The following is a 17,149-nucleotide window of genomic DNA, read 5'->3' as shown; positions in this document are numbered from 1 at the left end:
GACGCATTGACACCAGCAGCCTATGCATGGCCTATGCTGCGCCTGCATCAGGAGACTTGATCGTGAACCCCGCTGAGGAAGAAATGGGGTCAGGTCTAGCTTCGTAGCATCCCTTACCCCTTCTTCACCCCGATTGTGTGTGGAGGGAACTCTCCATGATGCCCACGCCCCCAGTGCAGTCCACCTTGGCTTATCATGAAGGCGAATGTTGTTCTTCAAGGGAGCAAGACCATGCCTGAGAGCATCGACAATCTCATCCTGGAACATCTCAAGCGCTTTCAGGCAGGGCAGGATCGCATCGAGCGCGACCTGAAAGAGATCAAGTCGCGGCTGTCCACTCTGGAGGCCGGCCAGGGGTCAGTGCTGCAGCACATCGGGCACCTTGCCAGTTCGATTGCGTCGCAGCAAGTCTCCATCGACCACTTGAGCGAGCGCATCGACCGCGTGGAGCATCGGCTTGAATTGGCATGACCGGAGAGAAAAAGGGGGCGGGGTCAGGTCTAGCTTCGTAGCACCCCCCCTTCTTTACCCCGAAACCCGCCGCGAGGCGGGTTTTTTCATGGACTCTCGCTGCGCACTGGCAGGTGAAACGCCTTCGCGCTCTCGAACCGCTTGCGAATGTCCCATCATGGGACTATTCTCGGGCCCATGCGCGTGATTGCCGTATCCACCCTTCGGGCCTTCTGGGAGCGACATCCCGACGCCGAGCAGCCGCTGAAGGCTTGGTACGAGGAAGCTACGCATGCGACCTGGACGCAGCCCGCCGACATCAAGGCGCGGCACCGCAGCGCCAGTGTGCTGAAGAACCGTCGCGTGGTTTTCAACATCAAAGGCAATGACTACCGGCTGATCGTGGCCATTGCCTACAAGCTACAGATCGTCTACGTGAAGTTTGTCGGCACCCACAAGGAGTACGACGCGGTGGACGCAGAAACCATCGATTCGGCCTGAACGGCCACGGAGCAAAACATGGACATCCGCCCCATCCACACCGAAGCAGACCACAAGGCCACGCTCAAGGAGATTTCGGCCTTGATGGATTCCGACCCTGATCTGGGTACGCCGGAGGGTGATCGTCTGGACATTCTGACCACGCTGGTGCAAGCCTTTGAAGCCAAGCACGCGCCCATCACTGCGCCCGATCCGGTGGAAGCCATCAAATTCCGGATGGAGCAGGGCGGTCTGTCCGTGAAAGATCTCGAGCCGATCATTGGCAAAAGCAACCGCGTCTACGAAATCCTGAACCGCAAGCGCCCGCTGACACTGGCCATGATTCGCAGGCTGCACCAGAGACTGGGCATTCCGGCTGATGTGCTGATTGGTGGGCGGGGTCAGGTCTAGCTTCGTAGCATCCCCAGTGAAGAAGAAATGTGTCAACGCAGGCCGGATGGGTGCAGCACCTCGAAGCGCTCGGCAAGCACGCGCAGTCGCTTGTCCAGAGTCCACAGCGCAGCGCCCGGCGTGATCAATGTGGAGGCCAGCAGGAGCATGTCCACCATGCCGCAACCCAGGCCAAACAAGTGCTCGCGTTCCACAAAGGCCAACGCCTCGCGCATGCTGGCCTGCTGGGGTTGCTGCAGCCGACTGAGATCGGCCAGGGTTTGCACCCGGTTGGGAGGCGTTCCACAGGCGATCTCGCCGACAACCAGGGGGTGCGCCAACACTAGGTCGAGTTCGAGCAGTTCAACCAGCGCCTCGTTGCAATGCCGGAAGTGATCCACCCACACCGAGGTATCGACGAGCACTCCCATCATTGCGGGGCATCGTCGCGGCTGCGGGGAATCTCCTGCATGTCCGGTGCGGCTGCGCCAAGGGCTGCGAGCCGCTTGGCCGCCTGAACACGTATAAATGTCTTGATGGCTTCACGGAACAGGTCGGCCTTTTCCATGCCGGGCTCGGCCACTTCCAGTGCACGTTGGTAGAGCGCGTCATCAATGGTGACGGTGGTTCTCATGGGGTCCTCCTGCATCAAAATTGATGCAATTTTGCACTTATTTGATCACAACGCCAAAGATTGGTTTGTGATGAAGGAACGAAGGAACGGGGTCAGGTCTAGCTTCGTAGCACCCCCCCCTTCCCCCTTCTCCATCATTCTTCACCCCGAAACCCGCCGCGAATCGGTATTTTTGTGCTGGCTGATTGACTGCTTCGTCTTCCGTTGGCATGATTGCCAACATGAAGGCCGATCTGGTGATGCGCTATCGCAACGTGTTGGACCTTGGCGGCCTGATCGAGATGGTGATCTGGCGCTTGCCTCACGCGCTGCCGCCAAGTGCCCACGCGTTCAAATACCGTCTTGTCTATGTGGTCGATGGTCGGCGCGTGGTCGGTTTCGACAATGAACGGGGCAAAGGTGATCACATGCACCTTGGCGCCAAGGAGTTTCCTTACCGGTTTGTCGATGTGGATCGCCTGATCGATGATTTTCAAAGCGAGGTGGAAAAATGGAACAACGCACGCTGACCATCACCGTTGGCCCGCAGGGCTGGGCGGGCTTGCGCGACGCCGCGCGCGCGGGATTCGCTGCGGATCACTATCTTGGCGAAATTCTCAATTTCGAATCGCCCGCGCTGTTCTTCAGCCGCATGAGCGGCAAGCGCTGGGATATCGTGCGCACATTGCAGGGAGCAGGCGAGATCTCCGTGCGCGAACTTGCGCGCCGCCTCGGGCGCGACGTCAAGCGGGTACATGAAGATGTCACCGCACTGGCGGAGTTAGGACTGCTGGAGCGCACCGAGCGCGGCGGCGTCGTCAGTCCTTATGCGGATATTCATGTGGATATGCATATTCGGCAGGCGGCGTGAGGAGCGGGCTTCGGGGTCAGGTCTAGCTTCGTAGCATTCGAGCCACTACACTCGCCCCATGTCCCGCCCTCTGCGTCTCGAATTCCCGCATGCGCTCTATCACGTCACGGCCCGCGGCGACCGGCAGGAGGCGATTTTTGAGGATGATTCGGATCGCCGCTTGTTTCTGGACATTCTGGGCGACGTGGTGGCCGACTTTAATTGGCAGGTGCACGCATACTGCCTGATGACCAATCATTATCACCTGCTGGTGGAAACGCCGGATGGCAATTTGTCCAAGGGCATGCGCCAGCTCAATGGCGCGTATACCCAGCGCAGCAATCGCAAGCATGGCCGGGTGGGGCATGTGTTTCAGGGACGCTACAAGGCGATTCTGGTGGATCGGGAAAGTTATCTGCTGGAAGTGGCGCGTTATGTGGTGCTCAACCCGGTGCGGGCGGGCATGGTGCGGCAGGCGCAGGACTGGCCGTGGAGCAGTCATGGCGCGATGACGGGGCAGGTGCAGCCGCCGCGCTGGCTGACGACGGATGCGCTGCTGTCGGCTTTCGGCGCGCAGCGCAGTGCGGCGATGCAGTCCTATGCGCAGTTCGTCGCCGAAGGTGTGAAGGCGCCTCCGCTGTGGAGCCGCCTGCAGGGTCAGGTGTATCTGGGCGATGCGGCTTTTGTTGCGCGCATGCTGGCCCAGGCCGGACAGTCGCCCGCGCTGCAGGTGCCGCGCGCACAGCGCCGTGCGCCGCCCATGCCGCTGGCGGAAATCGCCGCCCGTCACCCTGACCGTGACGACGCCATCGCCGCCGCGCATGCGACGGGTCAATACAGCTACACGCAGATCGCCGAGTATTTCGGCGTGCATTTCACCACGGTGGGTCGTGTGGTGCGCCGTCAAAAAGAAAAGCAAAAGGCGGGTCGCATGCTATGAAGCTAGACCTGACCCCCAGGATTTTTCTTTTGGTCATTCTCGCGCTGGGTCTGCTGGTCTACTGGCCGGGTCTGTCGGGCGGCTATGTGTTCGACGATTTCGGCAATCTGGTGGACAACGCGGCGTTTGCGCAGAGTGCGCTGCAGACCCACTTCTGGCACGCCATCTGGAGCGCGCATGCGGGGCCGCTGGATCGGCCGCTGTCGATGTTCACCTTTGCGGCGCAGATGGTGTTCACAGGCATGAACCCCTGGCCGCTGAAACTGGGCAATGTGTTGCTGCATCTGTTCAACGGCGCTCTGGTGTGGCTGCTGTCTGTGCGGGTGCTGGGCTGGCTGGAGAGTCGGGCGCCGCGCCCCTGGCTGGTGGGCTCGTCCACGCTGGCGCTGCTGGCCACTGCCGCCTGGGTGCTGGCGCCGATTCAGCTCACTGCCGTGCTGTATGTGATTCAGCGCGAGGAGGCGCTGGCTTCGACCTTTGTGCTGCTGGGGCTGCTGGGGTATTGGCACGGGCGCATGCGGCTGATCGCGGGCCGGCGTGGGGCGCTGGCTTGGATCTGGGGCAGTCTGGCCATCGGCACGGCCTTGGCCGCGCTGGCGAAGGAAACCGGGGTGATGTTGCCGGCCTATGCCTTCGTGCTGGAGTGGGTGGTGCTGCGCGGGGCGCTTGCGGGGCAAAGCCTCCCCACCCCGGCCCCCCCCACAAGTGGGGAGGGAGAGCACACGCCTCTGCCCGGTCTCAACCCGCTGATCCCGGTGTTCGTGGTGCTGCTGCTGATTCCGGGCGTGCTCGGTCTGGCGTGGCTGCTGCCCGGCGCGCTCAATGGCTCGGCCTATGCCGCGCGCCCGTTCACCTTGAGCGAGCGGCTGCTCACCGAAGGGCGGGTGCTGGTGGACTATCTGCGCTGGATCGTGCTGCCCACGCCCGATGCGCTGTCGCTCTATCACGACGACCTCGCGCTTTCCACCGGCTGGCTGTCGCCATGGACGACGGCGGCGAGCTGGGCGTTTCTGGCAGCGCTGCTCGGCGCGGCGCTGGCGCTGATCCGCAGGCTGCCGTTGTTTGCTTTCGGCGTGCTGTGGTGGTTTGCCGGGCAGTCGCTGCTCTCCACCTTCGTGCCGCTGGAACTGGTGTACGAGCACCGCAACTATCTGCCGGACTGGGGGGTGTTTCTGGCGCTGTTCGCCCTGCTGTTCACCTGGAGCCCGCAATCCGCGCAGCGCCGTTCTCACCTCCCCCACTTGCTGGGGGAGGCCGGGAGGGGGAGCACGCCCGACGCCGAGCGCCGCCGCACGCTGCGCCTGCTCGCCGTGGGCGGCATCTCGGCGTTAATCGCGCTTTACGGCGTGTTTACCGCGATACGCGCGCAGACCTGGGGCAATCCGTACCGGCTGGCGTATTTCGAGGCGACGACGCATCCGAAATCGCCCCGCGCCAGCTACGACCTGGGCCGCATGATGCTCATCACCGCGCAGGGCGTGGGCAGCCCGCAGTTCGAGATGGGCATGCGGCAGATGGAGCAGGGCGCCCTGCTGCCCGGCGCCGATCTGCAGCCGCTGCAGGCGCTGGTGTTCATGTCGGCGAAGAACGATCTGCCGATTCAGCCGCGCTGGTGGGCCGAAATGCACCGCACCATCGCCACCTCGCCGATGAGCGCGGAAGACGTCGGCGCGCTCTACAGCCTGATCCAGTGCAGCATCAACGGCGTGTGCCACTACACCCCGGGGGATGTGCAGCAACTCGGGCGTTTGATCGCCTTCGCGGTGCAGCGCAACCCCAGCCGCGCCGATCTGGTCACCCTGCAAGCCAACTGGGCCGCCAACCTCGCGCACGACAACCCGCTGGCCTACCATCTCATGCTGCGCGCCGTGGCGCTCGACCCCGGCAAGTACGACTACTGGAAGAACCTCTTGGTCATGCAGATGGCCGCGGGGCTTTACTCCGATGCGAACCATGTGCTGGAACGCATGCGCGAACTCGATCGCTTCGGCATTCATGATGCGGAAATCGGCAAGCTGGGCAAAGAACTGGCGCAAAAACGATGAAAAAAGCCTTGAATGGGGTCAGGTCTAGCTTTGTAGCACCTCATGCTACAAAGCTAGACCTGACCCCCATCTGGCCCCTCTTGGCGCTGCTCGCCCTGCTGATCGTCACTTGGATCTCCTACTGGCCCGGCCGCACCGGCCCGTTTCTGTTCGACGACTTCTCCAACCTCGCTCCGCTGGGCGACTACGGACGCATCGATACCTGGTGGAAAGTGGTCGCGTTTCTGACCTCGGGTTTTGCCGGGCCGACGGGCAGGCCGCTGTCGCTCGCCACTTTTTTGCTCGATGCCCGCAACTGGCCTGCCGCGCCCGAGGCGTTCAAGCTCACCAATGTGGCCATCCACCTGCTCAACGGCGCGCTGCTCGCCGGGCTGTGCGCGGCGCTGGCGCGGGCGCTGGGTCTGGCGCGGCAGCCTGCGGCCTGGGCAGGCGTGCTGGCGGCGGGGCTGTGGCTGCTCGATCCGTTCTGGGTGAGCACCACGCTGTATGTGGTGCAGCGCATGGCCATGCTCGCGGCCACCTTCGTGTTCGCCGGGCTGTGGGGCTATGCACATGGCCGAACCCTGCTGGCACAGGGGCGCAAACGTGCGGGCTATGCGTGGATGAGCGTCTCGCTGGCGCTGGGAACGCTGCTGGCCACCTTGTCGAAGGAAAACGGTGCCTTGCTGCCGCTGCTGGCCTGGGTGCTGGAGGCGCTGGTGTTCGACCGCAACCGCAGTGCGCTGGAGCAGGGCGGGCGCACTTTCCTAGCCTGGCGCTGGGTGTTCATCCGCCTGCCCGCACTGGCGGTGCTGGGCTATCTCGCCACGTTTCTGCCGGGATTGTGGACCGGCGCGACCGCCGGACGCGACTTCACACCGCTGCAACGTCTGCTCACCGAGAGCCGCATCGTCTGGACGTATCTGGGCGACATCTGGCTGGCGCGCGCGCACGACGGCGGCCTGTTCCACGACGACATCGTGCTGTCCACCGGGCTGCTGCATCCGCTGTCCACGCTGTTGGCCGTGCTCGGCATTCTCGCGCTGCTTGCCTTTGCCGTGCTGTCGCGCTGGGCGCGCAGCCCCGTGGTCGCCGCGGCAGGCGTGGCCGTGGGCTTCTATCTGGCCGGACAGGTGATGGAAAGCACCTGGCTGCAACTCGAACTGGCGTTCGAACATCGCAACTACCTGCCGGCGGGGTTGATGTTTTTGCCGCTGACGATCGGATTGGTTGGATTGGCGGGGGTCAGGTCTAGCTTTGTAGCATCACATGCTACAAAGCTAGACCTGACCCCAAAAAGACGCTGGCCGATCTGGTTCGCCATCGCCCTGCTGGCGCTGTTCGCCCTTCAAACCGCGCGCCGCGCCGACGTCTGGGGCAAGCCCTTCCAGCAGGCGCTGGTGTGGGCGCGCGAGCACCCGAACTCCCCGCGCGCCCAAAGCTATCTGGCGAATTTCTGGAGTCAGGTCGGCAACACGCCCGAAGCCGCGCGGCTGCTCGACGCCGCCTTGCGCGAGCACCCGCGCAGCCTCATTCTGCTCATCAACCGCGCCGGGGTGGCGTGCGCCCAGGGGCAGCCGCCGCAGGGCTTGCGTGCCAGCCTGCTGCAGGCGGCGCGCACCGCCAATCTGGCCGACAACGTCACCCAATATCAGTTCGGCAAGCTGCTCGACGGACTGGGCACATGCGCAGCATTCGGGCCGGACTTTGGTCAAGACCTCATCACCGCGGCGCTGGCCAATCCGCATGCGAAGCAGACCACAGTGCAGCGCGACCTGCTGCACCGCCAAGCCTTGGCCGCGCTCGCTGCAGGCCATGTTCAGGACGCCTATGCGCTCGATCTGCGAGCGCTGCGCCTGCCCGATCTGCCGGTGGGCGCGCGCCTGCGCTTCGCGGTGGAACTCGCCAGCGCCGGACATCAGCGGCAAGCGCTCGACCTGCTCGATGCCGTGCCGTCGCCGCTGGCGCACATCCACGGCTGGAACATGGCCGCGCTGCACCAGCGCTGGCTGCGGCATGTCGGCTTCTATCAGGAGAGCGAGGCCCATCTGCGCAAGGTGCTGACGCAGGAAATCGCCGCCAAGGCTGGGGCACAATACCCGCCATCCCCGCCATCCGCCAAGCCATGACCGCCGCACGGAAATTCGCCACCTACGAGGACTTGCTCGCCCTGCCAGAAAACGAGGTGGGAGAGATCATTCATGGCACGCTGTACGCGCAGCCGCGCCCTCGTCCCAAACATGTACGTGCTGCCTCCAAAATTGGCGGCCGCTTGGACGGCCCGTTCGACGCAGGCGAGAGCGGCCCGGGCGGCTGGTGGATTTTCGACGAACCCGAACTCCACCTAGGGCCCGACGTCCTCGTACCCGATCTCGCCGGCTGGCGCCGCGAACGCCTGCCCCGCCTGCCCGATGCCGCCTGGTTCGAACTCGCCCCCGACTGGGTCTGCGAAGTGCTCTCCCCCTCCACCGTGCGCACCGACCGGGTGTTGAAGCTGCCGCGCTACGCTGCCGCGGGCGTGATGCATTGCTGGCTGGTCGATCCCGACGCCCGCACCCTCGAAGCCTATGAAAACGAGAACGGCCGCTGGCTGCTGCTCGGCGTCTGGGCAGGTGAAGACACCCCGCGCGTGCCGCCGTTCGACGCCATCGAACTGCCGCTGACCAGTCTTTGGACGGATTGAATGAAAGAAGACATCCTTGGGGTCAGGTCTAGCTTTGTAGCATCGGATGCTACAAAGCTAGACCTGACCCCCAACGCTCTCTCCATCATCCTCCCCGCCCGCAACGAGTCCGGCGCCATCGGCCAGACGGTGGCCCGCATCCGCGATCTCTACCCCGAAGCCGAAGTCATCGTGGTCAACGACGGCTCGACCGACGACACCGCCACCATTGCCGAGCGCGCGGGCGCGCGGGTCATCAGCAAACCCTACGGCATGGGCAACGGCGCCGCCATCAAGACCGGCGCGCGCGCGGCGCAAGGCGACGTCTTGGTGTTCATGGATGCAGACGGCCAGCACGACCCCGCCGACATCCCCCGCCTGCTCGCCAAGCTCGATGAAGGCTACGACATGGTCGTGGGCGCGCGCGGCAACGGTTCTCAAGCCAGCGTGGGCCGCGGCCTGGCCAACGGTTTCTACAACCGCCTGGCGAGCTGGATGACCAACCACCCCGTGCTCGACCTGACCAGCGGCTTTCGCGCCGCGCGCGCCGAGAGGTTCCGCGAATTCATCCACCTGCTGCCCAACGGCTTTTCCTACCCGACGACCAGCACCATGGCGTTCTTTCGCAGCGCCTACCCGGTGGCCTATGTGCCCATCGTGGCGGCCAGGCGCGTGGGCAGGAGCCACATCCGGCCGCTGCGCGACGGCGTGCGCTTTCTGCTCATCATTTTCAAGATTGCCACGCTGTTTTCGCCGCTCAAGCTGTTCGCACCGGTGGCTGCGGGCTTCGCGCTGCTCGGCCTGGGATGGTATGGCTACACCTACACCACCGAGGGACGTTTCACCAATATGAGCGCCCTGCTGATGAGCGCCAGCGTGATCGTTTTTCTCATCGGGCTGATCTCGGAACAGATCACCAACCTGACGTACAAGCGTGAGGGTTGACGGCGCCTGGAGGGCTTGAGGGAGTCAGGTCTAGCTTCGTAGCACCAACCTGGCGTACAAGCGTGAGGGTTGACGGACTAAAATCGAGCTAGCCATTTCACACAGTGAGCGCCCCATGAAAGTCGTGCCGGTCTATGAAGCCAAAAACCGTTTCTCCGAACTGCTGGTCGCCGCGGAACAAGGCGAGATCGTTTCCATCACCCGGCGCGGCGCGGCGATCGCCCGGCTCATCGCCGAGCCGACGGCCAAACAAGGCAAGGCGGAGGCCAGACGCCGCATCGCCGCCAGCTTTGCGCGATTGCGCGCCTGGCGCGACGAGGTTCGACTCGAAGGCGACGTCAAGGCGCTGTCCCGCGAAGGCGCACGCTGATGCCCTTCGTCATCGACAACTCGGTGGTCTGCGGGTGGTTTCTCTCCAATCAGGCCACGCCCTACACCGAAGCCATTGCCCAGCGCCTGCTCGACGACACCGCCATCGCGCCGGGGCTATGGCCGCTGGAACTCGCCAATGTGCTGCGCACCGCATGCCAGCGCGGCGCCCTGGTGGCCCAGCGCGCGCAGGAAATCAGCGCAGAAATCAGCGCCCTGCCCATCACGATTGACGCGCAGCCGCAATCGCCCGCGGCACTCCTCGCGCTCGCCCTGCGCTTCGATCTGACCAGCTACGACGCCGCCTATCTCGAACTCGCGCTGCGCCTGCAGCTTTCCATCGCCACGCAGGACGAGGCGTTGATGCAGGCAGCGATGGCGGCAGGCGTGGGCGTGGTGCGATGAAGATGAGCCGTTCAGAGAAAAGGAAGAGAAGGGGAAGGGTGACATTCCGCGCGCTGGGCACTAGGATGGACTAAACCAGTTAGTCAACAATCAATCATGCCGCAGATCGTCAACGTCCACGAAGCCAAAACTCACCTCTCGCGCCTGCTCGACCAGGCGCATGCGGGCGAGGAAATCATCCTCGCCAAAGCCGGCAAACCCTACGCACGGCTGGTGCCGCTGGCGCAGCCCACCGGCCAGCGCACGCCGGGCCGGTTCAAGGGCATGACCATTGACCCCGGCTTTTTCGAGCCTCTTCCCGAAGACGAACTGCGCGCCTGGGAAGGCCAATGAGCCTGCTGCTCGATACCCACGCCTTGCTGTGGTGGCTTGCCGACGACCCGCGGCTGTCGGCACCGGCACGGCAAGCCATCGGCGACGCCGAGAACTCCGTCCTGGTGAGCGCAGCGAGCCTGTGGGAAATCGCCACCAAGCAGCGCATCGGTAAGATGCCGCACCTCACGGCTGACTTCGTATTACGCCTGCCGGATGTCCTCGCTGAGGAACGCATGGCCGAGCTGGCCGTCAACGCCCGCCACGCCGTGCGCGCAGGCCAGCACTCCGCCGCACACCGCGATCCATTCGACCGCATGCTCGCCGCGCAAGCCGAAATCGAGCGGCTCACCCTGGTCAGCGCCGACAAGGCGATGGCCGCTTTCGGCGTTGCGCTGCTGTGGTGAGCCTGCTCAGACTGCGTAAGGCTTTGGGGTCAGGTCTAGCTTTGTAGCAAATGCTACAAAGCTAGACCTGACCCCACGCCCCCGCCCACACACCATGAAACTCCTGCTCGTCACCCGCAACTTCCCCCCGCTCTGGGGTGGCATGGAGCGCCTGAACTGGCATATGGCGGCAGAATTGGCGAAGTCATTCGAGGTGCGCGTCATCGCCCCGAATGGCGCCGCAGAGCATGCGCCGCCCGGCATGATCGTGCGGGAAGCGCCCCTCAAACCCTTGCGCCGTTTTCTGTTGCGCGCCGCTGCCCTGGCCCGCAAGGAAGCGCGCGAATGGAGGCCCGACATCGTGCTCGCCGGCAGCGGCCTGACCGCGCCCCTGGCATGGTGGGCGGCCCGCGCCAGTGACTCGCGCACCGTCGTTTATGTGCACGGCCTCGACCTCACCGTGCCCCACCCCGTTTACCGCGCCCTGTGGCGGCCTGCATTGCGCCGGATGCAGGCCGTCATCGCCAACAGCAGCGCGACCGCGGCACTGGCCCAAGGCATCGGCATCGCCGCTGAACGCCTCACCATCGTCCACCCCGGCGTCGAACTTCCCGCGCCCGACCCCGCGGCACGCGCACGTTTCCGCGCCGCGCAGGGCATCGCCGAGCACGCGCCGGTATTGCTCAGCGTGGGCCGCCTCACCGCGCGCAAAGGACTGAGGGAATTCGTCGGCGAAGTGCTGCCGCAAATCGTGCAGGCCCATCCCGATGTGCTGCTCGTCGTCGTGGGCGAAGCACCCGAAAACGCGCTTTATGCGCAAAGCCAGAGCCCCGCCAGCATCCAGGCCGCGGCGGATGCCGCAGGCGTCGGCGCCCATCTGCGCTTTCTCGGCAAGCTCTCTGAAGTCGAACTGGCCGACGCCTATTTCGGCGCAGACCTTCACGTTTTCCCCGTGCGCGAACTCGCCCACGACCCCGAGGGTTTCGGCATGGTCGCCGTCGAAGCCGCCGCCCACGGCCTGCCCACTGTCGCCTACGCCACTGGCGGGATCGTCGATGCCGTGGCTGACGGAATCAGCGGGAGGCTCGTGCTGCCGGGGGATGCTGACGCCTTCGCCGCCGCCGTCAGAGGGCTTTTGCAGAGGCCGCTGCCGACTAACCCTGTTATAGCGTTTGCACGACGGTTTTCCTGGGAGGCTTTCGGTGCACGGCTTTGCAATATCCTGCTGAATGAAGCTTGAATCAGTGCAGCCCTGAAACAGCACATCGAACAGCAATCGCAAGCCGTGGAGCAAAAACCATTGCCATGCCCGGTCTAATCGCCACAATCACGGTCACTTATCAACCTGACCTTGAGCAACTCTTGCGCCAGCTTCTTTGTCTGCCAGAAAACAGTTTCAAAGTTATCGTGGATAACGCATCTTCGCCAGAAACCCGGGCGGCCTTAAGTAGGTGCGTAAAAGGCGTCAAAAATTGCACGCTGATAGAAAATCCGATCAATGTTGGGCTTGGACAGGGGCTCAACCAAGGCATAGATTATGTAAACAAAGCTGCCCCGCATTGCGAATTTGTCTTGCTCCTAGATCAAGACAGCGAGCCCCAACCAGGAAGCATCCAGTGCTTGACGCATGCGCTGCAGCAGTTGCGCGCCAATGGGCATGAACTCTGCGCAATCGGCCCGTTACTGTGCGACGCAGACACGCATCTCACGCACGGCTTTCACCAGATGACGTGGTGGAGATGGAAACGTACTTACCCTAGCGTCTACCAGAAAGTCCCCATCCCCGTAGCCAACCTCAACGGCAGCGGCACACTAACGACTCTTTCTACGTTCAAGCAAGTTGGAAAACTCGATGCCGCCTTGTTCATCGACCACATCGACACGGAATGGTCCTTCCGCCTGATCTCCAATGGCGGAACGCTCTGGGGCATTCCTGAGGCGATATTCACTCACCGCATGGGTCAACACGGCGTGCGTTATTGGTTCCTGGGCTGGCGTGTGTGGCCATGGCGTAGCGCAACGCGGCATTTCTATCTGTTTCGAAATACGCTTTGGCTGATGCGCCGCCCTTATGTGCCTGCCGTCTGGAAAGTGTGGGCAGCACTCAAACTACTGCTCACTTTCCTCGTATTCGGCATTGCTGATTCGCAGCGCGGCACACAACTGAAAAACATGTGGTGCGGCCTGAAAGCCGGATTCCACCCCCCCAATGCGCCATGAAAACCATCGTCGGCTTGACGCTCAACTACCGCGACGCCGCGCGCACGACCCGCTGCGTGCAGTCGCTTCTGGACAACGGCGCCAACGCCGTGCTGGTCTGGGACAACTCGGAAGACAACGGCGTGTCTGCCACCGCGTTGGATCAACACTGGGCCGACACCAAGCAGGTGCACATCGAATCGAGCCCATGCAATCTGGGCTTTTCCGCAGGGGTCAATCGTGGCATCGAGGCCATACTTGCGCGCTATCCAGCGGCATGGATCATGCTACTCAACAACGACGCCACCCTGCGCGCGGAGGCATTGTCACGGCTCAGGCAGTGTCTGGAAAATCCGCAGGTCGTCATTGCCTATCCGCGTATCGATCAAGTTGGACATACCACGGGCACGGTGTTTTACCAGCGCCATCTGGCCCTGCTGCGGTTTGACCGGCCCCTGCCGGGGAGCTTTCCTTCTCCCAGCGGCTGTGCGCTGATGATCGCGCCTGAGCGCATCGAGCTGCCGCTTTTCGATGAAGACTTTTTCATGTACGGCGAAGACGTGATGCTTGGCTGGCGTCTTGGCTCTCAACGAATGGCGCATATACCGCAGGTGCTGGTCGATCATGAAGGCAGCGCATCGAGCGGCGTGGGCTCTGAATTTTATGAAACACGATTGGTCGCGGGGCATTGGCTGCTGGCACGAAAGCTGGCGCGAAACCCGTTTGACCGCGCCATGCTCACGATCGGCAGAGGGTTGAGCCTGCCCGCCCGCGCGCTGGTGCGTTCGTTGCGATACCGCAGCCTTTTGCCCTTTCATGCGCTGTGGCAGGGGTGGCGTCTGGCGCATGGCGCAGACCCAGCCCTGCAACGCGCGCGCAAAGCCTCAACCGCCCTCAGCCGAGGCTAAGACGCGCTCAACCTGCTGCCACACGGCGTCTACGTCGATAGCATCGATGCAAGGAAACGGCTGATCGACGCGCGAGGTATATCGGCAAATCCAGTCGCAGCCGAAACAAGGCATGGGATGGCCGACAACGTGCGGCAGCCTGCGCACCGGCGCTTCCGCCGGGTTGTAGGGATAGCAACGCCCCCAGTGCCCACCGCCGACCATCATCACGCTGGGGGTGCCCACTGCGGCAGCGATATGCCCTGCCGCCGAATCATTGCCCAACACCAAGCGGGCACCGGCGATCAAGGCAAGCAAGGCTGGCAGGCCAGTTCGTCCTGTCAAATCGACGACGTTCGCGCCCAAGGCTCGCACGATTGGCTGCGCAAGCTGCGCTTCCTGCGCAGAGCCCACCACCACGCATCGCCAGCCTGGCCGACACTGCGCCAAACGCCGCGCAATCTCTGCGAAGTGCTCCGCGGGCCAACGCCTGAAGTCTTTACTTGCGCCCGGAGCCAGCACCCAATAGCGGCCAGACAGCGGAGAAGGCGGCAGCGCGCCTAAATCCGCTGGGCGCACGCTCGAAGCGTCCACGCCCAGAACTTGCAACAAGGCTTTGTGACGCAAGTTCTGATGCACGCCGATTTGCTCGGGCACTCGGTGCGCGTATAGCCTGTTGCCCATGCGGCGGTCAAACCACGGGCGATCCCGGTAAACGGCTTCGAAGCCCCAGGCAGGAGCCCCCAGGGCGCGCACTACGGCATCCTGCAACAGGCCATCCCGAGGGCTGCTGGTCTGAATACTCTCGGCAACGGCCAAACGCCTCAATGAAAGCAGACTCTGCCGTCGCAGATTCCAGTTTTTCAGCGCCCCGCGACGATCGAAGGCTTCGATTCGCGCATCAGGGAAAGCAGGGGCTAGAACCGGCGCGAGGGCAGCGTCCACAACCAGCGTCACGTCTCGCCCTTGAGCGCGCAAATGCCTGACTAACGCCTGCCCGTAAGGCAACCAAATCACGGCATCACCCAGCAGCTCCAAATGTACGATTGCCGTGCCGTTCGCATTGACCACCACGCGCTGCGAACGCAAAACCCAGCCATCGAACAGGCCATAAATGACCCACTCGATACTGCGCTTGACTCGCCGCACGGCCAGTTGCCAGCGCTGGCGCCCGTTCATTTGCTCGCCACCACCTCAAGCTCGATTTCGTGGCAGCGTAATTTGGGTTGCGTATCGAAGAGAATGCCGGCCGCCCTATGAACCCAGGCGCTCAGATGCCAGCGCAAGCGATTGAGCACACGGAAAACGGCGCGTATCGGATGCCGCCAGGACCAATACAGCACAGGCGGATGCGGGACGAATTCAAGCCGCTCAAAACCGGCCTGCTCAAGAACCTGCGTCAGTGAAACCTCATTGAAATGCACCACATGGGTGAAATCACCATAGCAGGTATGACCGAGCAGCAAACACCCCGCATTGGGCACCTTCAGGCTCAGAATGCCTCCCTCTCGCAGGCAGCGGCGGAAGGCGCGCAACAGGGCGATGGTGTGCTCGCGCGGGATGTGCTCCAGAACATGGTGAAACAGGATGAGATCAAAGCTGGATTCAGGCGTTTGCGCAAGAAAATCCAGCACATCGGCCTGATGCAGTTGCACCGTGTCGGGCAGTCGCTGCCTCGCCTCGTGCAAGAGTTGTTCAGACAGATCGACGCCGGTGAGGTGCTGATAACCACTTTCATGCAGCAGACTGAGCAAATACCCGGTTGCGCAACCGGCATCAAGGATTTTCGCCTGCTTGTCCACCCGATCGAGCCAGCGCGGCAAACGTTCGAGACGGAAACGTTTGACATCGTCGATTGACGCGAACGACCGCGCTCCTGTCTTGCCGTAATGAGGCAAGTAATTGTCAAAAACCTCTTTCGACGGATCGTTCATCTTCCCCCCTCTTTTTCCCACTTTGGCAGCAGCCACTGCGCCAGCAAAGCGGTGGCTTCGGCCCCATAAGCCGCCGCTGCCGCACCATTCAAGCCAAAACGCGGCGCCAGAACGACAGTCAGCAGCATACCCACCACGGAAGCGGCGATGTAAACCGGATTCAGTATCGCCGTCTGCCCGCACGCCATCAACCACGCATTGCCCAGATTGCGGGCGACTTGCAGCGCGGGCAGAAAGGCCAGCCAGACCAGCGTGTTCGCCGCTGCCTCGTAGTCTGCACCGAGCAGCCAGGGCAGCAGCGGGGCAGCCAGCATCAGCACCCCGCCTGCGAGCAAGGCCAGCAGCAGCAGCGCCGCGCCGCTGCGCAGCGCCCGCTTGCGCGGGTCGGCGCTGGCGAACAGCCGGGGCCAGAGCGCTTCCTGCAAGGCGGAGAGCGGCAGCGCAGCGAGATCAACCACGCGCTGCGCAATGCCGAACGCGCCCGCCTGCGCATAGCCCAGATGGGCCAGCACGGGCTTGTTGAATTCAGCCTGCAAGCGATACGACAAAGCGCCAGTGACGAAAGGTAATCCGTCGCGCGCAGCGATGTGCGCTGACGGCATGGGCTGAATCGATCGGGTTTCGACCCACAGCAGCGCAGCGGCATAGCCCAGGCTGCTGGCGCCATAGACCAGCATCCACAGCGTGGGCGTGGGCACGGCAAACATCGCCAGCGCGAGCAGAGCCAGCAAACGCACGCCAGGAAGCCCGGCCTGTATGGCGCCGAAACGCGCGGCGCGATGCCGCGCCTGAGCCATGCGTGAGAGGATTTCCACCAGCGAACCGGCGGCGATTTCTCCCGCAGCCAAGGCCACGAGCGGCGCCCACGGTAGCGCTGAGGGCAGGCCCCACTGCATCGCCAGCACACCGACTCCAATACTCAACACGGCGCTGCGCCGCCACCATCGCAGGGCTTGGCGCAGCAAGGCATCGATTCGCTCAGGCTCGCGCGCGCCATCGCGCAACAAAATAGCCGCCATGCCCATGCCCGCCAACGGCGTGAAAAAGCTCGCCACGGCCAGCGCGGCGACAAACACGCCATAGCCTTCTGCGCCCAGCCAGCGTGCCAGCAACAGCACGGTCGCCGCCTGCGCCGCGGCGCGCAGCAGCAGCCACATGAAAATGCAGGCGCCGTCGCGGGCATAGGCGCCGGGCCGCCAGCGCAACAGGTGTTTTGGGGTCAGGTCTAGCTTCGTAGCATCACTCCGCGATTGAAGGGGAGTAGATGGGGTCAGGTCTAGCTCTGTAGCAAATGCATCAAAGC

22 protein-coding genes are annotated in these 17,149 nt (G+C 63.5%); 17 read left to right on the top strand and 5 right to left on the bottom strand.

Annotated elements, in window-relative coordinates; translation table 11 throughout:
- Window positions 1–231: 231 nt before the first annotated feature.
- From RBR52_RS10625 to RBR52_RS10615, 3 genes are all read left to right on the top strand, one after another.
- Window positions 232–471, top strand: a complete 240-nt coding sequence (locus RBR52_RS10625) for a hypothetical protein (protein WP_320377182.1) — start codon at window positions 232–234, stop codon at window positions 469–471.
- A gap of 177 nt (window positions 472–648) precedes the next feature.
- The gene (locus tag RBR52_RS10620; RefSeq protein ID WP_320377181.1) at window positions 649–951 is read left to right on the top strand and encodes a type II toxin-antitoxin system HigB family toxin; all 303 of its coding nucleotides are present in this window, start codon (window positions 649–651) and stop codon (window positions 949–951) included.
- An 18-nt stretch (window positions 952–969) separates the two neighbouring features.
- Window positions 970–1,341: a transcriptional regulator gene (locus RBR52_RS10615; RefSeq protein ID WP_320377180.1), complete on the top strand. Its 372-nt coding sequence runs from the start codon at window positions 970–972 to the stop codon at window positions 1,339–1,341.
- 32 nt (window positions 1,342–1,373) lie between these two features.
- Here RBR52_RS10615 and RBR52_RS10610 read toward each other — a convergent pair whose 3' ends face one another.
- Together RBR52_RS10610 and RBR52_RS10605 are read right to left on the bottom strand one after the other, a co-directional pair.
- Window positions 1,374–1,751 (bottom strand): VapC toxin family PIN domain ribonuclease, encoded by a 378-nt coding sequence (locus RBR52_RS10610; RefSeq protein WP_320377209.1) that lies wholly within the window; start codon window positions 1,749–1,751, stop codon window positions 1,374–1,376.
- Window positions 1,751–1,954, bottom strand: coding sequence for a type II toxin-antitoxin system VapB family antitoxin (locus RBR52_RS10605; protein ID WP_320377179.1), 204 nt, complete (start codon window positions 1,952–1,954; stop codon window positions 1,751–1,753). The genes RBR52_RS10610 and RBR52_RS10605 overlap by 1 nt, the downstream gene beginning before the upstream one ends.
- A gap of 221 nt (window positions 1,955–2,175) precedes the next feature.
- On the opposite strand from RBR52_RS10605, the gene RBR52_RS10600 reads away from it, so the two are divergent.
- The 14 genes from RBR52_RS10600 (at window position 2,176) to RBR52_RS10535 (ending at window position 13,933) form a co-directional block, all read left to right on the top strand.
- Complete coding sequence (locus RBR52_RS10600) at window positions 2,176–2,463, top strand: DUF6516 family protein (protein ID WP_320377177.1); 288 nt, start codon at window positions 2,176–2,178, stop codon at window positions 2,461–2,463.
- Window positions 2,445–2,804, top strand: coding sequence for a winged helix-turn-helix transcriptional regulator (locus RBR52_RS10595; protein ID WP_320377176.1), 360 nt, complete (start codon window positions 2,445–2,447; stop codon window positions 2,802–2,804). The genes RBR52_RS10600 and RBR52_RS10595 overlap by 19 nt, the downstream gene beginning before the upstream one ends.
- 58 nt (window positions 2,805–2,862) lie before the next feature.
- Window positions 2,863–3,723, top strand: a complete 861-nt coding sequence (locus RBR52_RS10590) for an REP-associated tyrosine transposase (protein ID WP_320377175.1) — start codon at window positions 2,863–2,865, stop codon at window positions 3,721–3,723.
- Window positions 3,720–5,768 carry a hypothetical protein gene (locus RBR52_RS10585; protein ID WP_320377174.1) on the top strand — a complete coding sequence of 683 codons (2,049 nt, stop codon included), beginning with the start codon at window positions 3,720–3,722 and terminating at the stop codon, window positions 5,766–5,768. Before RBR52_RS10590 ends, RBR52_RS10585 begins: the two co-directional genes overlap by 4 nt.
- 80 nt (window positions 5,769–5,848) lie before the next feature.
- On the top strand, window positions 5,849–7,876 hold the full coding sequence (locus RBR52_RS10580; protein ID WP_320377173.1) for a hypothetical protein: 2,028 nt from the start codon (window positions 5,849–5,851) through the stop codon (window positions 7,874–7,876).
- Window positions 7,873–8,430, top strand: coding sequence for a Uma2 family endonuclease (locus RBR52_RS10575; protein WP_320377172.1), 558 nt, complete (start codon window positions 7,873–7,875; stop codon window positions 8,428–8,430). The genes RBR52_RS10580 and RBR52_RS10575 overlap by 4 nt, the downstream gene beginning before the upstream one ends.
- Entirely contained in the window at window positions 8,431–9,354 is a 924-nt protein-coding gene (locus tag RBR52_RS10570; protein ID WP_320377171.1) for a glycosyltransferase family 2 protein, read from the top strand.
- Between the two features lie 115 nt (window positions 9,355–9,469).
- Window positions 9,470–9,724 (top strand): type II toxin-antitoxin system prevent-host-death family antitoxin, encoded by a 255-nt coding sequence (locus RBR52_RS10565; protein WP_320377170.1) that lies wholly within the window; start codon window positions 9,470–9,472, stop codon window positions 9,722–9,724.
- Entirely contained in the window at window positions 9,724–10,128 is a 405-nt protein-coding gene (locus RBR52_RS10560) for a type II toxin-antitoxin system VapC family toxin (RefSeq protein ID WP_320377169.1), read from the top strand. Before RBR52_RS10565 ends, RBR52_RS10560 begins: the two co-directional genes overlap by 1 nt.
- Window positions 10,129–10,224: 96 nt before the next feature.
- Window positions 10,225–10,461 carry a type II toxin-antitoxin system prevent-host-death family antitoxin gene (locus RBR52_RS10555; protein ID WP_320377168.1) on the top strand — a complete coding sequence of 79 codons (237 nt, stop codon included), beginning with the start codon at window positions 10,225–10,227 and terminating at the stop codon, window positions 10,459–10,461.
- Window positions 10,458–10,847 (top strand): type II toxin-antitoxin system VapC family toxin, encoded by a 390-nt coding sequence (locus RBR52_RS10550; protein WP_320377167.1) that lies wholly within the window; start codon window positions 10,458–10,460, stop codon window positions 10,845–10,847. Before RBR52_RS10555 ends, RBR52_RS10550 begins: the two co-directional genes overlap by 4 nt.
- Before the next feature lie 94 nt (window positions 10,848–10,941).
- Window positions 10,942–12,066 carry a glycosyltransferase family 4 protein gene (locus RBR52_RS10545; protein WP_320377166.1) on the top strand — a complete coding sequence of 375 codons (1,125 nt, stop codon included), beginning with the start codon at window positions 10,942–10,944 and terminating at the stop codon, window positions 12,064–12,066.
- 65 nt (window positions 12,067–12,131) lie between these two features.
- Window positions 12,132–13,046: a glycosyltransferase gene (locus RBR52_RS10540; protein ID WP_320377164.1), complete on the top strand. Its 915-nt coding sequence runs from the start codon at window positions 12,132–12,134 to the stop codon at window positions 13,044–13,046.
- On the top strand, window positions 13,043–13,933 hold the full coding sequence (locus RBR52_RS10535) for a glycosyltransferase (RefSeq protein ID WP_320377163.1): 891 nt from the start codon (window positions 13,043–13,045) through the stop codon (window positions 13,931–13,933). Before RBR52_RS10540 ends, RBR52_RS10535 begins: the two co-directional genes overlap by 4 nt.
- Here RBR52_RS10535 and RBR52_RS10530 read toward each other — a convergent pair.
- The 3 genes from RBR52_RS10530 to RBR52_RS10520 are packed head-to-tail and all read right to left on the bottom strand — an operon-like array spanning window position 13,910 to window position 17,051.
- Window positions 13,910–15,091 (bottom strand): glycosyltransferase family 9 protein, encoded by a 1,182-nt coding sequence (locus tag RBR52_RS10530; RefSeq protein ID WP_320377162.1) that lies wholly within the window; start codon window positions 15,089–15,091, stop codon window positions 13,910–13,912. The two genes, RBR52_RS10535 and RBR52_RS10530, sit on opposite strands and share 24 nt — an antisense overlap.
- Window positions 15,088–15,846 carry a class I SAM-dependent methyltransferase gene (locus RBR52_RS10525; RefSeq protein WP_320377161.1) on the bottom strand — a complete coding sequence of 253 codons (759 nt, stop codon included), beginning with the start codon at window positions 15,844–15,846 and terminating at the stop codon, window positions 15,088–15,090. The genes RBR52_RS10530 and RBR52_RS10525 overlap by 4 nt, the downstream gene beginning before the upstream one ends.
- Complete coding sequence (locus RBR52_RS10520; RefSeq protein ID WP_320377160.1) at window positions 15,843–17,051, bottom strand: lipopolysaccharide biosynthesis protein; 1,209 nt, start codon at window positions 17,049–17,051, stop codon at window positions 15,843–15,845. Before RBR52_RS10520 ends, RBR52_RS10525 begins: the two co-directional genes overlap by 4 nt.
- Between the last annotated feature and the right edge of the window lie 98 nt (window positions 17,052–17,149).

This window comes from Thiomonas sp. (assembly GCF_034007205.1).
Lineage (GTDB): Bacteria > Pseudomonadota > Gammaproteobacteria > Burkholderiales > Burkholderiaceae_C > Thiomonas.
The sequence above is the reverse complement of the archived record's forward strand: the minus strand, read 5'-3'. Positions and strand labels throughout refer to the sequence as shown.

What these genes read in the sequence shown, in the direction of transcription:
- RBR52_RS10585 (WP_320377174.1), top strand. Translation starts at nt 3,720, where the DNA reads ATGAAGCTAGACCTGACCCCCAGGATTTTTCTTTTGGTCATTCTCGCG.
- RBR52_RS10535 (WP_320377163.1), top strand. Translation starts at nt 13,043, where the DNA reads ATGAAAACCATCGTCGGCTTGACGCTCAACTACCGCGACGCCGCGCGC.
- RBR52_RS10590 (WP_320377175.1), top strand. Translation starts at nt 2,863, where the DNA reads ATGTCCCGCCCTCTGCGTCTCGAATTCCCGCATGCGCTCTATCACGTC.
- RBR52_RS10575 (WP_320377172.1), top strand. Translation starts at nt 7,873, where the DNA reads ATGACCGCCGCACGGAAATTCGCCACCTACGAGGACTTGCTCGCCCTG.
- RBR52_RS10620 (WP_320377181.1), top strand. Translation starts at nt 649, where the DNA reads ATGCGCGTGATTGCCGTATCCACCCTTCGGGCCTTCTGGGAGCGACAT.
- RBR52_RS10550 (WP_320377167.1), top strand. Translation starts at nt 10,458, where the DNA reads ATGAGCCTGCTGCTCGATACCCACGCCTTGCTGTGGTGGCTTGCCGAC.
- RBR52_RS10545 (WP_320377166.1), top strand. Translation starts at nt 10,942, where the DNA reads ATGAAACTCCTGCTCGTCACCCGCAACTTCCCCCCGCTCTGGGGTGGC.
- RBR52_RS10605 (WP_320377179.1), bottom strand. Translation starts at nt 1,954, where the DNA reads ATGAGAACCACCGTCACCATTGATGACGCGCTCTACCAACGTGCACTG.
- RBR52_RS10540 (WP_320377164.1), top strand. Translation starts at nt 12,132, where the DNA reads ATGCCCGGTCTAATCGCCACAATCACGGTCACTTATCAACCTGACCTT.
- RBR52_RS10570 (WP_320377171.1), top strand. Translation starts at nt 8,431, where the DNA reads ATGAAAGAAGACATCCTTGGGGTCAGGTCTAGCTTTGTAGCATCGGAT.
- RBR52_RS10530 (WP_320377162.1), bottom strand. Translation starts at nt 15,091, where the DNA reads ATGAACGGGCGCCAGCGCTGGCAACTGGCCGTGCGGCGAGTCAAGCGC.
- RBR52_RS10610 (WP_320377209.1), bottom strand. Translation starts at nt 1,751, where the DNA reads ATGGGAGTGCTCGTCGATACCTCGGTGTGGGTGGATCACTTCCGGCAT.
- RBR52_RS10600 (WP_320377177.1), top strand. Translation starts at nt 2,176, where the DNA reads ATGAAGGCCGATCTGGTGATGCGCTATCGCAACGTGTTGGACCTTGGC.
- RBR52_RS10525 (WP_320377161.1), bottom strand. Translation starts at nt 15,846, where the DNA reads ATGAACGATCCGTCGAAAGAGGTTTTTGACAATTACTTGCCTCATTAC.
- RBR52_RS10625 (WP_320377182.1), top strand. Translation starts at nt 232, where the DNA reads ATGCCTGAGAGCATCGACAATCTCATCCTGGAACATCTCAAGCGCTTT.
- RBR52_RS10615 (WP_320377180.1), top strand. Translation starts at nt 970, where the DNA reads ATGGACATCCGCCCCATCCACACCGAAGCAGACCACAAGGCCACGCTC.
- RBR52_RS10595 (WP_320377176.1), top strand. Translation starts at nt 2,445, where the DNA reads ATGGAACAACGCACGCTGACCATCACCGTTGGCCCGCAGGGCTGGGCG.
- RBR52_RS10555 (WP_320377168.1), top strand. Translation starts at nt 10,225, where the DNA reads ATGCCGCAGATCGTCAACGTCCACGAAGCCAAAACTCACCTCTCGCGC.
- RBR52_RS10560 (WP_320377169.1), top strand. Translation starts at nt 9,724, where the DNA reads ATGCCCTTCGTCATCGACAACTCGGTGGTCTGCGGGTGGTTTCTCTCC.
- RBR52_RS10565 (WP_320377170.1), top strand. Translation starts at nt 9,470, where the DNA reads ATGAAAGTCGTGCCGGTCTATGAAGCCAAAAACCGTTTCTCCGAACTG.